General features: G+C 67.3%; 10 protein-coding genes and 3 pseudogenes. 9 read left to right on the top strand and 4 right to left on the bottom strand.

The annotated features are described in order from the left end of the window. The 3 genes and pseudogenes from TY51_RS21300 to TY51_RS15935 form a co-directional block, all read left to right on the top strand. Window positions 1–184: MnmC family methyltransferase (locus TY51_RS21300; RefSeq protein ID WP_255351432.1), on the top strand; the 184-nt coding region annotated here is incomplete at its 5' end. 106 nt (window positions 185–290) lie between these two features. After that, window positions 291–1,219: pseudogene (locus TY51_RS15940) on the top strand (ABC transporter ATP-binding protein). Between the two features lie 2 nt (window positions 1,220–1,221). After that, entirely contained in the window at window positions 1,222–1,983 is a 762-nt protein-coding gene (locus tag TY51_RS15935; protein ID WP_042251274.1) for an ABC transporter permease, read from the top strand. On the opposite strand, the gene TY51_RS15930 is transcribed toward TY51_RS15935, so the two are convergent. Next, window positions 1,980–2,444: a hypothetical protein gene (locus TY51_RS15930; RefSeq protein WP_042251267.1), complete on the bottom strand. Its 465-nt coding sequence runs from the start codon at window positions 2,442–2,444 to the stop codon at window positions 1,980–1,982. The genes TY51_RS15935 and TY51_RS15930 overlap by 4 nt on opposite strands. Before the next feature lie 248 nt (window positions 2,445–2,692). Between TY51_RS15930 and rimO the strand changes: the two are divergent. The 3 genes and pseudogenes from rimO to ettA all read left to right on the top strand — a co-directional run bounded on the left by rimO (window position 2,693) and on the right by ettA (window position 6,662). Further along, window positions 2,693–4,062: pseudogene (gene rimO / locus TY51_RS15925) on the top strand (30S ribosomal protein S12 methylthiotransferase RimO). Beyond that, window positions 4,052–4,951 carry a sulfotransferase gene (locus TY51_RS15920; RefSeq protein ID WP_231559098.1) on the top strand — a complete coding sequence of 300 codons (900 nt, stop codon included), beginning with the start codon at window positions 4,052–4,054 and terminating at the stop codon, window positions 4,949–4,951. The pseudogene rimO and the gene TY51_RS15920 overlap by 11 nt, the downstream one beginning before the upstream one ends. A 55-nt stretch (window positions 4,952–5,006) precedes the next feature. Next, a complete protein-coding gene (ettA, locus tag TY51_RS15915) occupies window positions 5,007–6,662 on the top strand; it encodes an energy-dependent translational throttle protein EttA (protein WP_042251262.1) in 1,656 nt (551 codons plus the stop codon). Window positions 6,663–6,730: 68 nt separating this feature from the next. Here the strand turns inward: ettA and TY51_RS15910 are convergent, their stop codons facing one another. Continuing rightward, window positions 6,731–7,312 (bottom strand): outer membrane protein, encoded by a 582-nt coding sequence (locus tag TY51_RS15910; RefSeq protein ID WP_042251260.1) that lies wholly within the window; start codon window positions 7,310–7,312, stop codon window positions 6,731–6,733. A 551-nt stretch (window positions 7,313–7,863) separates the two neighbouring features. After that, window positions 7,864–8,184, bottom strand: coding sequence for an HNH endonuclease (locus tag TY51_RS15905; protein ID WP_231559097.1), 321 nt, complete (start codon window positions 8,182–8,184; stop codon window positions 7,864–7,866). Between the two features lie 60 nt (window positions 8,185–8,244). Here TY51_RS15905 and TY51_RS15900 point away from each other — a divergent pair, with 60 nt between their 5' ends. Then, complete coding sequence (locus TY51_RS15900; RefSeq protein WP_042251254.1) at window positions 8,245–8,862, top strand: DsbA family protein; 618 nt, start codon at window positions 8,245–8,247, stop codon at window positions 8,860–8,862. Here TY51_RS15900 and zapE read toward each other — a convergent pair. After that, window positions 8,859–9,967: pseudogene (gene zapE, locus TY51_RS15895) on the bottom strand (cell division protein ZapE). The gene TY51_RS15900 and the pseudogene zapE overlap by 4 nt on opposite strands. 131 nt (window positions 9,968–10,098) lie before the next feature. On the opposite strand from zapE, the gene TY51_RS15885 reads away from it, so the two are divergent. Then, window positions 10,099–10,707 (top strand): 5'-methylthioadenosine/S-adenosylhomocysteine nucleosidase, encoded by a 609-nt coding sequence (locus TY51_RS15885; protein ID WP_042251250.1) that lies wholly within the window; start codon window positions 10,099–10,101, stop codon window positions 10,705–10,707. Between the two features lie 70 nt (window positions 10,708–10,777). Continuing rightward, window positions 10,778–12,328: ABC transporter transmembrane domain-containing protein (locus tag TY51_RS15880; RefSeq protein WP_042251248.1), on the top strand; the 1,551-nt coding region annotated here is incomplete at its 3' end.

The raw sequence follows: 12,328 nt of genomic DNA, 5'->3' as shown, positions 1-12,328 counted from the left end.
GGGCGCGGACGTGATGGCGCAGGTGGGGGCGCATACCGCGCCGGGCGGCACGTTCGCGACCTATACCGCCGCGGGGCATGTCCGGCAGGCGCTGTCGGATGCGGGTTTCGAGGTCGTCCGCAGCCCCGGTTTCGGGCGAAAGCGCCACATGAGCCGGGGGCGGCTGCGGACGCCGAACGGCTGAATCGCGCCCGCCGCACTGGCAATCGGGGCGGGCAGGGCCTATCTGCGGGACCGGACACCTGTGCGCGCCGCGCCACGGTCCCCGAACTCACCTACAGGAGAGGCGCATGGGCGCGATCATCGACATCGACCATCTGTCCAAGGAATATGGCAGCGGCACCAAGGCGCTGGACGACGTGACCCTGTCCATCGACGAGGGAGAGATCATTGCCCTCTTGGGCCCCAACGGGGCGGGCAAGACGACGCTGATCTCGATCATCTGCGGGCTGGTGGTGCCGACCGGTGGCACGGTCCGCGTGGGCGGGCACGACATCCGCACCGACTGGCGCGCCGCGCGCAAGCTGATCGGCCTGGTCCCCCAGGAGATCGCGCTGGAGCCGTTCGAAAAGGTCATCAACTGCGTCCGCTTCACCCGCGGGCTGTACGGCATGCCCCCGGATGAGGCCTATATCGAACGCATCCTGCGGTCGTTGTCGCTGTGGGACAAGCGCGACGCCGCCACGCGCGAGCTGTCTGGTGGCATGAAGCGCCGCGTGCTGATCGCCAAGGCGCTGTCGCACCAGCCAAGGTGCTGTTCCTGGACGAACCGACCGCCGGCGTCGACGTGGCCCTGCGCCGCGAGATGTGGCAGGTCGTGGGCGACCTGCGCCGCGAGGGCGTCACGATCATCCTGACCACCCATTACCTTGAGGAAGCCGAGGAGATGGCCGACCGCATCGGCGTCATCGCCAAGGGTCGCCTGCTGCTGGTGAAACCCACCGCCGACCTGATGGGCGATTTCGGGAAAAAGACCCTGTCGATCGATCTGGATCAGCCGCTGACGGCCATTCCCGACGATCTGGCCGGGCGCGGGCTGACCCTGTCGGATGACGGGCGGCGGCTGTCCTTCGACTACGACACACGGGCCGAACGGACCGGCATCGCGCGCCTTCTGGGCGATCTGGCGTCACGCGGCATCACCGTGCGCGACGTGTCCACGCGGCAATCCAGCCTTGAGGACGTTTTTCTGTCTCTGGTTTCCGAGGACGCGGCATGAGCATCAACTGGTTTGGCGTCTGGTCGATCTTTCACCACGAGATGATGCGGTTCTTCCGCACCATCTGGCAGTCGCTGGCATCGCCCGTGCTGTCCACGGTGCTGTATTTCGTCGTCTTCGGCGCGGCCATCGGCGGTCGCATCCAGTCGGTCGAGGGGGTCGAATACGCGGCCTTCATCGTGCCCGGCCTGATGATGCTGACCGTGCTGCAGCAGGCCGTCAGCAACGCCAGCTTTGGAATCTATTTCCCGAAATTCAGCGGCACGATCTATGAATACCTGGTGTCCCCGGTCGGCTGGATCGAGGTCACGATGGGCTTTGTCGGCGCGGCGGCGGTGAAATCGATCATGATCGCGCTGGTGATCCTGCTGACCAGTTTCGTCTTTGTCGGCATCCACATCCTGCACCCGTTCTGGATGGTGGCGTTCCTGGTCCTGTCGTCGATCGGCTTCAGCCTGCTGGGATTCATCATCGGGCTGTGGGCGAAATCGTTCGAACAGCTGCAGATCGTGCCGATGATGATCATCATGCCCTTGGTCTTTCTGGGCGGGGCCTTCTATTCGGCCAGCATGCTGCCGCCCTTCTGGGAGGGTGTCGCGAAGCTGAACCCGGTCCTGTACCTGATTTCGGGCTTTCGCTGGTCGTTCTTCGGGCTGGCCGACGTGCCGGTGGGCGTGTCGTTGGTTGCCGTCGGGATCATGGTGGTGGTCTGTCTGGCCATCATCCGCTGGATCTTTGCCACCGGCTGGCGGCTGCGCGACTAGGGGCGGATGCTGTCGCATATCCGCGCCTGCGGGTCCAGGCGGACATATTCGCGGGCGGTGATGATCTTCATCTCCATCGAGCGGTTCCAGCCGCCGAACCACCGCTCGCGGATGCCGCCGCGATAGAAGTTGCCCATGATCTGATCGACATAGGGCGGAATGATCTGGGTTCCCTGGATGCGCGGGGCGTGAAACCCGATCCGCGCATGCGGTCCCAGGCAGGCGTTGGGCATGGTGGTCAGGATCGTGCAGGCCGACCGGCAATAGCCGCGGATGCGCACGGTCCGACCAGACGATGCCAGCTCTTGCCGGGTCTGCACCATTTCCAGCACGTTGCCGCCGCGGTTGTTCCAGACATCGATGAACTGCCCCGTCCGCTGAATGCCCTGCTGGGCCAGGGCCGGAGTGGCGACCGTCATCGCGGCGGCAAGGATCAGGGCAAGGCGGCGTGTCTTTTTCATGGCGACATCTGGTCCTTTTTTCGGGCCGTGGTGAAATCACGTTCCGGCGACGACGGGCATCGGAAACGCGCATTGTGGTGAACCGGTTGCCCGCCTGTGACGTTGAGCCCGCGAACCCCAACCGGAGAAGCCCCGTGTTCCGCCTGCTCAAGCTGTTTGCCGTCTTCAAGATGATCCGTCGCATGATGGGCCGCCGCTGACCGCGGATCGGACTTTCCCCGCGACCCCGAATCGCTTATGTGCGGCGGATGCAGCAGAACCCGCCCGAACTTCGCCCCGACCTTGCGCGTGCGCGCGTCCCGGATGACCGTCGTGACGGTCAGCGACCATCGGCATGGTCAGCCTTGGCTGTCCCAAGGCGCTGGTCGACAGCGAACGCATCCTGACGCGCCTGCGGGCGGAAGGATACGCCATCAGCGCCGATTATCACGGCGCCGATGCGGTGGTGGTCAACACCTGCGGGTTTCTGGACAGCGCCAAGGCCGAAAGCCTGGATGCCATCGGCGAGGCGCTGCGCGAGAACGGCCGCGTCATCGTCACCGGCTGCCTCGGGGCGGAGCCCGATTACATCACCGGCGCGCATCCCAAGGTTCTGGCCGTCACCGGTCCGCACCAATACGAACAGGTGCTGGATGCGGTGCATGCCGCCGTGCCGCCCAAGCCTGATCCGTTCATCGACCTGCTGCCAGCCAGCGGGGTCAGCCTGACGCCGCGCCATTACAGCTATCTGAAGATCTCGGAAGGCTGCAATCACAAGTGCAAGTTCTGCATCATCCCCGACATGCGCGGCCGTCTGGTCAGCCGCCCGGCCCATGCCGTGGTGCGCGAGGCTGAGCGTCTGGTGCAGGCCGGGGTCCGCGAACTGCTGGTGATCAGCCAGGACACCAGCGCCTATGGCCTGGACCTGCGCCATGCCACCGACCGGGGGCATCGCGCCCACATCACCGATCTGGCGCGCGATCTGGGCAGCCTTGGGGCCTGGGTCCGGCTGCATTACGTCTATCCCTATCCCCATGTGCGCGACCTGATCCCGCTGATGGCAGAGGGTTTGGTGCTGCCCTATCTGGACATCCCGTTCCAGCACGCCCACCCGGACGTGCTGCGCCGCATGGCACGTCCTGCCGCGGCCGCGAAAACGCTGGACGAGATCGCCGCATGGCGCGACGTCTGTCCCGATATCACTCTGCGGTCGACCTTCATCGTGGGCTATCCCGGAGAGACCGAGGCCGAGTTCCAGACCCTGCTGGACTGGCTGGACGAGGCGCAGCTGGATCGCGTCGGCGCCTTTCAGTACGAAAACGTCAGGGGCGCGCGGGCCAACGACCTGCCCGACCATGTGCCCGCCGAGGTCAAGCAGGACCGGTTCGACCGCTTCATGCAGAAGGCCCAGGCCATCAGCGCCGCCAAGCTGGCCGCCAAGGTCGGCCAGCGCATCCAGGTGATCGTGGACGAGGTCGACGAGGGCGGCGCCACCTGCCGCACCAAGGCCGATGCCCCCGAAATCGACGGCAACCTGTTCATCGATCAGGGGTTTGACGCGCTGTCGCCGGGCGATATTGTGACCGTGACGGTGGACGAGGCGGGCGATTATGACCTTTGGGGAACACTTGACCGCTGACGCCCTGTCGCGCCTGGTCACCACGCTGACGATCAGCCCGGCATTCGACCCGCAGGGCCAGCCCCGCAAACCCGGCGCGCTGTGCATCGGCGCGCAGAAGGCCGGGACCAGCTGGCTGGCGCAGATGCTGGGCCAACACCCGCAGGTCTGGATCCCGCCCTTCAAGGAGGTGCAGTATTTCAACCAGCTGCACATCCCCGAACACCGCCGCTGGATCGCTTGGCACTATCGCAACAAGCCGCAGGAGATCCGCGACCGCCACAAGGCGCGCAAGGTCGAGCTGCAGCCGGAACTGGACGCCTATCTGACCGCCATCACCAGCGGCAAGATGTTCCACAACCAGTGGTACAAGCGCGTCTTTGCCCCCGCCCCCGAACACGCCATGCCGATGGATTTCACCCCCGAATATTCCGGCCTGCCGGAGGACGGCGTGCAGGCGGTCCGCGACCTGCTGCCCAAGGCGCGGGTGATCTATCTGATCCGCCACCCGGTCGACCGCGCCATATCCCAACTGCGCATGAACCTGCGCCGCGAAAAGCGCGTGCCGGTGACCGACGCCGACTGGCTGACCGAGGTCGCGAACCCCGTCCTGGACGAGCGCGGCGATTACGCCACCTATCTGCCGCGCTGGCTGGCGCGCTATCCCGACATGCTGGTCCTGCCCTTTGGCCGGATCGCGCGCGCGCCGCACCAGGTGATGGACGCGGTCGAGGCGCATCTGGGGCTGGGCCCGTGCTTTTACGGCAACCTGACGCAAAAGGTCTTTGCCAATCCCGACGGCCCGATGCCGCCCCCCCGCGCCGTCGCCGCGCTGGAGGCCCGGCTGGCCCCGCAGATGGATGCGCTGCGCGCCATCATGGGCGCCGATTTCGCGGACGAGGTGCGCTGATCTTCCCTCGGACGTCCGTTTCCCCTACAAAGCGGCAAATTTACAGGAGTTTCCGATGGCGTCCTATCAGTTCGTCTACCACATGGACGGCGTGTCCAAGACCTATCCCGGCGGCAAGAAGGTGTTTGAGAACATCAAGCTGAACTTCCTGCCGGGCGTCAAGATCGGCGTCGTCGGCGTCAACGGATCGGGCAAATCCAGCCTGATGCGCGTGATGGCCGGAATCGACAAGGATTTCACCGGAGAGGCCTGGGCCGCCAAGGGCGCGACCGTCGGCTATCTGCCGCAGGAGCCGCATCTGGACGAATCCCTGGACGTGCGCGGCAACGTGATGCTGGGGGTCGCGGCCAAGCAGGCCAAGCTGGACCGTTATAACGAGCTGGCGATGAACTACTCGGACGAGACCGCCGAGGAGATGTCGGCCCTGCAGGATCAGATCGACGCGGAAAACCTATGGGATCTGGACAGCCAGGTCGATGTCGCGATGGAGGCCCTGCGCTGTCCGCCGGACGACGCCGATGTCAGCACCCTGTCGGGCGGCGAGCGTCGCCGGGTCGCGCTGTGCAAGCTGCTGCTTGAGGCGCCGGACATGCTGCTGCTGGACGAACCGACCAACCACCTGGACGCGGAAACCATCGCCTGGCTGCAAAAGCACCTGATCGAGTACAAGGGCACGATCCTGACCGTGACCCACGACCGCTATTTCTTGGACGACATCACGACCTGGATCCTGGAGCTGGAGCGGGGCCGCGGCCTGCCGCACGAGGGCAACTATTCGTCCTGGCTGGAGGCCAAGGCCAAGCGCGTCGCGCAGGAGGCCCGCGAGGACAAGTCCAAGCAGAAGGTTCTGGAAAAGGAACTGGAATGGATCCGCGCCGGTGCCAAGGCCCGTCAGGCCAAGCAGAAGGCCCGCGTCAACGCCTATAACGAGATGGCCAACAAGACCGAAAAAGAGCGCATCACCAGCGCCCAGATCATCATTCCGAACGGCGAACGCCTGGGCGGCAAGGTGATCGAGGTCACCGGTCTGAAGAAGGCCATGGGCGACAAGCTGCTGATCGAAAACCTGGATTTCACCATCCCCCCCGGCGGCATCGTCGGCGTGATCGGTCCGAACGGCGCGGGCAAGTCCACGCTGTTCCGCATGCTGACCGGCCAGGAGCAGCCCGACGAAGGCACGATCACCCTGGGCGATACGGTACAGCTGTCCTATGTCGACCAGTCGCGCGATGCGCTGGGGGACGGCCACAACGTCTGGGAGGAGATCAGCGGCGGTGCCGAACTGATCGCGCTGGGCGATGCGACGATGAACAGCCGCGCCTATTGCAGCGCCTTCAACTTCAAGGGCAGCGACCAGCAGAAGAAGGTCGGCACCCTGTCGGGCGGCGAACGCAACCGCGTGCACATGGCCAAACTGCTGAAGTCGGGCGGCAACGTCCTGCTGCTGGACGAACCGACCAACGACCTGGACGTCGAGACCCTGCAGGCGCTGGAGGCGGCACTGGACGATTTCGCGGGCTGCGCGGTGATCATCAGCCACGACCGCTTCTTCCTGGACCGGTTGTGCACGCACATCCTGGCGTTCGAGGGCGATGCCCATGTCGAATGGTTCGAAGGCAACTTCGAGGCCTATGAGCAGGACAAGATCCGCCGCCTTGGCCCCGATTCGGTGAACCCCAAGCGCGTGAAGTACAAGAAGTTCACCCGCTGATCGCAGTCACCCCGACATGAAAAAGGCGGCCCCCGCGGGGGCCGCCTTTCGCGTTCGGATCGCGGGGATCAGAACCGGAACGAGGCGCGCAGCTGCACCATGTCGGTGTCCAGATCGACGCCCGACAGGTCGGCCACGTCGTCAAAGTCCTGGCGGGTGTATTCCGCGCCGACGGTCACACGCTCGGTTACCTTGAAGTCGGCGCCGATGCCGTAGGTGAAGGCGGTTTCCGACAGGTCGTCCGCGTCGATATGCGCGGCGCCCAGGGAGACGTAGGGCAGGAAACGGCCCAGGTCATAGCCGGCGCGGCCGCGCAGGCGGACCAGGTCGCCTTCGCCGGCGTCATCCAGGTCGATGCGGTTGTAGTCCAGCTCTCCGCCCAGCACGAACTGGCCGAAATCGCGGTTGTAGCCGGCGTGCAGGCCGTACGCGTCAAAATCGTCCGACACGCTGTCGCCGTCGAACGAAACGTCGGCATCGCCCTGACCGTACTGCAGACCGGCATAGAAGCCGGACCAGTCGGAGACGTTGGTCACGACGGGGGTGACGATCGGCGCGGGGGCCGGCTCGACCACGGGAGCGACATAGCCGCCGGCATGGGCGGTGACGGCGAACAGGCTTGCGCCCAGAGTTGCGAATGCGAGTTTCATGGTGGGGTCCTTCTCAGTCTGATTGATGAGGCAGACGTAAGCGTCTGACAGGACAGCCGAAAGGCGTGCGGACAGGATGCCGGCGCGTGGCGTTGCAGGGTGGCAACCACAGGGTTGTGACCCTGCGTGAGCGGGGCAGGCCGAACCCCTGCATATGACCGCGCAGACGGCACCACGCGCTCACGACCGGCAGCCGCGCGGGCGGCCAAGTGAACGAGACGCGCGGTTCAGCGCGGCCGGGGGCCTTGCCGACCCCACGCGCCTGTCAGGAGGTGACCTGCCGTGCTCCGCCGCAGGACCGCGTGCCGGTCGTAGTGGGCATGTCGGGCATGGTGGCGTCGGGGGTCCGGGCCTCCTGGGGCGCAGGATGGTGATCGGCACGGGCGCCGGTGCCTGCGGCGGTCCGGTCTGGGCCAGGGCCGCGGGGGCGGTCAGGGCGCCCAGGGCCAGCGCGGTCAGGGTCAATCGGTGCATGGGACGGTCCTTTCGCAAGGGACGACTGGCCTAGCGTGCGCCCGAATCACGCATCCGCAAAGCGAAAAGCCGCGATGTCAGCGCGTCTTGCCGGAAAAGCCGGGCGGGCGGCGGGCGATCCACGCCCAGAACGGCGCTAGGTCGGGATGGTCGCGCAGCGCCTCGACCGTGTTCACGCTGCGGGCCAGTTCGGTTTCGCGCAGGGTCTTGTGGATCGTCTTGTGGCAGATGTGGTGCAGCAGCACCGTGGGCCCGCCCTTACCGCCGCGCAGCTTGGGGATCAGGTGATGGCGGCTTTGCGGCACGTCCGGCGGGATCGGGCGCAGGCACAGGGGGCAGACCGGGTCGGGGTCTGACGCCATCGTGACCTCTGGTTCGGTATATCTGGATTTACGCATCTGTCCGCCGTCGGTTAGGCCGAGCGATATCTGACCCCGGACCCGCCGAAAGGACAAGCCATGCTGACCCGCCGCTTTCTTCTGGCCTCTGCCGGTGCCTTTGCGGCCATGCCCGCCTTTGCGCAGGACCGTGCCAACCCGATGCCCGAGGAACTGCGTCAGGCGTTGGAGCGTGACCCGACCGCGCCAGTGCTGGGCAACCCCCAGGGCGACATCACGCTGACCGAATTCTTCGATTACAACTGTCCGCACTGCAAGACGATGCTGCCGGTGATGTCCGACCTGGTCCGGTCGGACCCGCAGCTGCGGGTGGTGCTGCGCGAATGGCCGGTCTTTGGGCCGGGGTCGGAGTTCGCGGCCCGCGCCTCGCTGGCGGCACTGCCCACGGGCAACTACTGGCGCCTGCACGCCGGCCTGCTGGGCATGCGCGGCCGCGCCGAGGAGGCGACCGTGATGCGCACCGTCCGCGATCTGGGCCTGGACGAGGCCGCGATCCGCACCGGCATGGACGGCGACGCCGTCGAGCGCCATATCACCAACAGCCACCTGCTGGGCGATCACATGGGTCTGATGGGCACGCCCAGCTTCATCTGCGGGGACGAGGCCGCGTTCGGCGCGATGAGCCTGGAGGAGCTGCGCGCCCTGGTCCAGCGCGGACGCCGGACGATGGGGGTCTAGTCCCCCGTCTTGTCCCGGCGCCCCCACGCGGCGTCCTGCATCTCGCGCAGGCGGGACGCGGTGCGTTCGAATTCGAAACTGCCCTCGCCCTCGTTGTACAGCTGTTCGGGCTGGTCGGCGCCGCTGGCGATCAGGCGGACCCGCGCCTCGTAAAGGGCGTCGATCAGCGTCACGAAACGCTTGGCCTCGTTATAGTTCGACGCCGACAGCCGCGGCACCCCGTCGATCAGCAGCACGTCGACTGCCCGCGCCACCGCCAGGTAATCCGCGGGCCCAAGCGGCTTGCCGCACAGGTCCCAGAAGCTGGTCCGCGCCGCACGGCCGACATGGGCGGGCAGGGTGACCTGACGCCCCTGCACGGGCAGGACCAGCGGTTCGGGCGTGGCGCCAGCGGTCAGGTCGGCCCAGACCGCATCCAGCTCCGCCCGCGCCGCCGTGTCGGCGGGTGCGAACCAGACCTGGCCCCCCTGGCGGTTCTGGCGATAGTCGGTGCGGCTGTCCAGGCAGACCACCTGCATCTGCTGGCGGATCAGCGCGATGAAGGGCAGGAACAGCTGCCGGTTCAGCCCATGCTTGTACAGCTCGTCCGGTTCGCGGTTCGAGGTGGTGACCACCGTCACCCCCTGATCGAACAGCACCTGGAACAGCCGTCCCACGATCATCGCGTCGGCGATGTCGGTGATCTGCATCTCGTCAAAGCACAGCAGGCGGACCTGGGCTGCGACGGCCTCGGCCACGGGGCGGACGGTGTCCTGCTCGCCGCGCTTGCGCGCCTCGTTCAGGCCGGCCTGGATCTCCTGCATGAACTCGTGGAAATGCACCCGCCGGGTGGGAATGTCGCCGGCCGCGTCGGCCATCAGGTCCATCAGCATGGATTTGCCGCGCCCGACGCCGCCCCACAGATACAGCCCCTGCACCGCGGGCGCCGGATCCGGGCTGCCCACGCCCAGGAATGCCCGCCAGGCCGACCGCGGTTTCGGCGCCGGCGCGACTGCAGCTGGTCCAGCACCCGGTCCATGTGCGGCAGCACCTCGGCCTGCGCGTCGTCGTGGCGCAGCGCCCCCGATGCGATGCGCTGGCGGTAAAGATCGCTGACCTTGCCCATGGCGTGCCCTTGTCCTGTGACCGATGCACCCCTGCCACGGCGCGACCCGTGCCTGCAAGGGTCTGCGGCCTTGACCGCCGCGCCGCGCCCGTGCGACCCCCGGCGTGATCCCCGCTGACGAAGGTGCGCCGATGACCGACCTGCCGATCCTGTTCGTGATGGCCGCCCAGCCCGAATACGGCCCCGCCCTGCGCGCGCGCATCGACCCGCTGATGACCGGCATCGGCCCGGTCGAGGCGGCGGTCCAGCTGACCGCCGCGCTGGCCCGCATGGACCAGCTGCCCCGGCTGATCGTGTCGCTGGGGTCGGCCGGATCGGCGCGGCTGGCCCAGACCGAGGTCTATCAGGTGGGCGCCGTCGCTTGGCGCGACATCGATGCCAGCGCGTTGGGGTTCGCGCGCGGCTGCACGCCGCTGCTGGACCTGCCGCGGGTGATCGACCTGCCGCACCGCATTCCCGGCCTGCCCGTGGCCAGCCTGTCCACCGGCGCAGACATCGTCAGCGGCCCGGCCTATGCCGCGATCGAGGAGGACATGGTCGACATGGAGACCTTCGCCCATCTGCGCGCCGCCCAGCATTTCGGTGTGCCGCTGATCGGGCTGCGCGGCATTTCCGACGGGGCGGCGGATCTGGGCGGGATGGACGACTGGACCCGCTATCTGCAGGTGATCGACGGCAAGCTGGCGGCGGCGGTGGACCTGCTGCGCGACGCGCTGGCGCAGGGGCGGCTGGTCCTGTGACAGGCCGCGCGCTTGTCCTTGGGGCGGCGGCCCCCTAAACCGGGGCGGCAACTGACAAAGACGGGCGATCATGGCACGCGGCGCAAGCAATCTGGAAGACCGGCCCACCAGCCGGCGGGTGGGGGCGCTTGGCGCGCTGTGGCCGTTCGTTCGGCCCTATCGCGGGCAGATGGCGCTGGCGCTGGTGGCGCTGGTGGTGACATCGGCGATCAGCCTGATCCTGCCGCTGGCCGCGCGACGGGTGGTCGACAATTTCGATGACGGCGCGGGCCTGCTGGACAAGTATTTCGGCGCCGCCCTGATGATCGTGGCGCTGCTGGCCCTGGGCACGGCGGCACGGTATTTCTTTGTCACCCGGTTGGGCGAACGGGTCGTGGCCGACATCCGCAAGGCGGTCTATGCCCGCGTAATCACCCTGTCGCCCGCGTTCTTCGAACGCGTGATGACGGGGGAAATCCTGTCCCGCATCACCACCGACACCACGCTGATCCAGTCGGTCGTGGGGTCGTCGCTGTCGATCGCGCTGCGCAACATGCTGATCCTGGCGGGGGGCATGGCGATGCTGGCCTGGACCTCAGTCAAGCTGATGGGGCTGGTTCTGCTGATCGTGCCGGCGATCCTGATCCCGATCATCGTGTTGGGACGCCGCCTGCGCAAGCTGTCGCGCGCCAACCAGGACTGGATCGCCGCATCCTCGGGCACCGCGTCAGAGACCCTGTTGGCCGCCCAGACCATCCAGGCCTATACTGCCGAGGCGCGCAGCATGGCGCGGTTCGACGACGTGACCGAACAGTCCTATGTCGTGGCCCGCACCCGCATCGGCACCCGCGCGGTGATGACCGCCATCGTGATCTTCCTGATCTTTGCGGGGGTCATTGGCGTGCTGTGGGTCGGCGCCCGCGACGTGCAGGACGGCGTGATGACCGCGGGCCAGCTGGTGCAGTTCGTGATCTATGCGATCCTGGTCGCAGGCGCCGCAGGTGCCCTGTCCGAGATCTGGGGCGAGCTGCAGCGCGCGGCGGGCGCCACCGAACGCCTGGCGGAACTGCTGTCGGCCACCGACACGCTGACCGATCCGGCCCGCCCGGTGCCCCTGCTGCTGCCCGTCCGCGGAGAGATCGTGCTGGAGGGGGTGTCGTTCAGCTTTCCCTCGCGCCCCGACGCCCCGGCGCTGCACGGGATCGATCTGACCATCCGGCCTGGGGAAACGGTGGCGCTGGTCGGCCCGTCGGGCGCGGGCAAGACGACCGTGATCCAGCTGATCCAGCGGTTCTGGGACCCGCAATCGGGCCGCGTGACGATGGACGGCACCGACCTGCGCCAGCTGGCGCGCGTCGATCTGCGCAGCCATATCGCGCTGGTCCCCCAGGACCCGGTGATCTTTGCCGCCTCCGCCGCCGACAACATCCGCCTTGGCCACCCCGATGCGACCGACGCGCAGGTGCAGGCCGCGGCGCAGGCGGCGCATGCGCATGATTTTATCGCGGCCCTGCCGCAGGGGTATGACACCGCCTTGGGCGAACGCGGCGTGATGCTGTCGGGCGGCCAGCGCCAGCGGGTGGCCATCGCCCGCGCGATCCTGCGCGACGCACCGATCCTTTTGCTGGACGAGGCGACCAGC

This window comes from Paracoccus sp. PAMC 22219, assembly GCF_000787695.1.
Classification (GTDB): Bacteria; Pseudomonadota; Alphaproteobacteria; order Rhodobacterales; family Rhodobacteraceae; genus Paracoccus.
This window is presented reverse-complemented; position numbering and strand designations above follow the sequence as displayed.

What these genes read in the sequence shown, in the direction of transcription:
- TY51_RS15930 (WP_042251267.1), bottom strand. Translation starts at nt 2,444, where the DNA reads ATGAAAAAGACACGCCGCCTTGCCCTGATCCTTGCCGCCGCGATGACG.
- ettA (WP_042251262.1), top strand. Translation starts at nt 5,007, where the DNA reads ATGGCGTCCTATCAGTTCGTCTACCACATGGACGGCGTGTCCAAGACC.
- TY51_RS15910 (WP_042251260.1), bottom strand. Translation starts at nt 7,312, where the DNA reads ATGAAACTCGCATTCGCAACTCTGGGCGCAAGCCTGTTCGCCGTCACC.
- TY51_RS15905 (WP_231559097.1), bottom strand. Translation starts at nt 8,184, where the DNA reads ATGCGTAAATCCAGATATACCGAACCAGAGGTCACGATGGCGTCAGAC.
- TY51_RS15900 (WP_042251254.1), top strand. Translation starts at nt 8,245, where the DNA reads ATGCTGACCCGCCGCTTTCTTCTGGCCTCTGCCGGTGCCTTTGCGGCC.
- TY51_RS15885 (WP_042251250.1), top strand. Translation starts at nt 10,099, where the DNA reads ATGACCGACCTGCCGATCCTGTTCGTGATGGCCGCCCAGCCCGAATAC.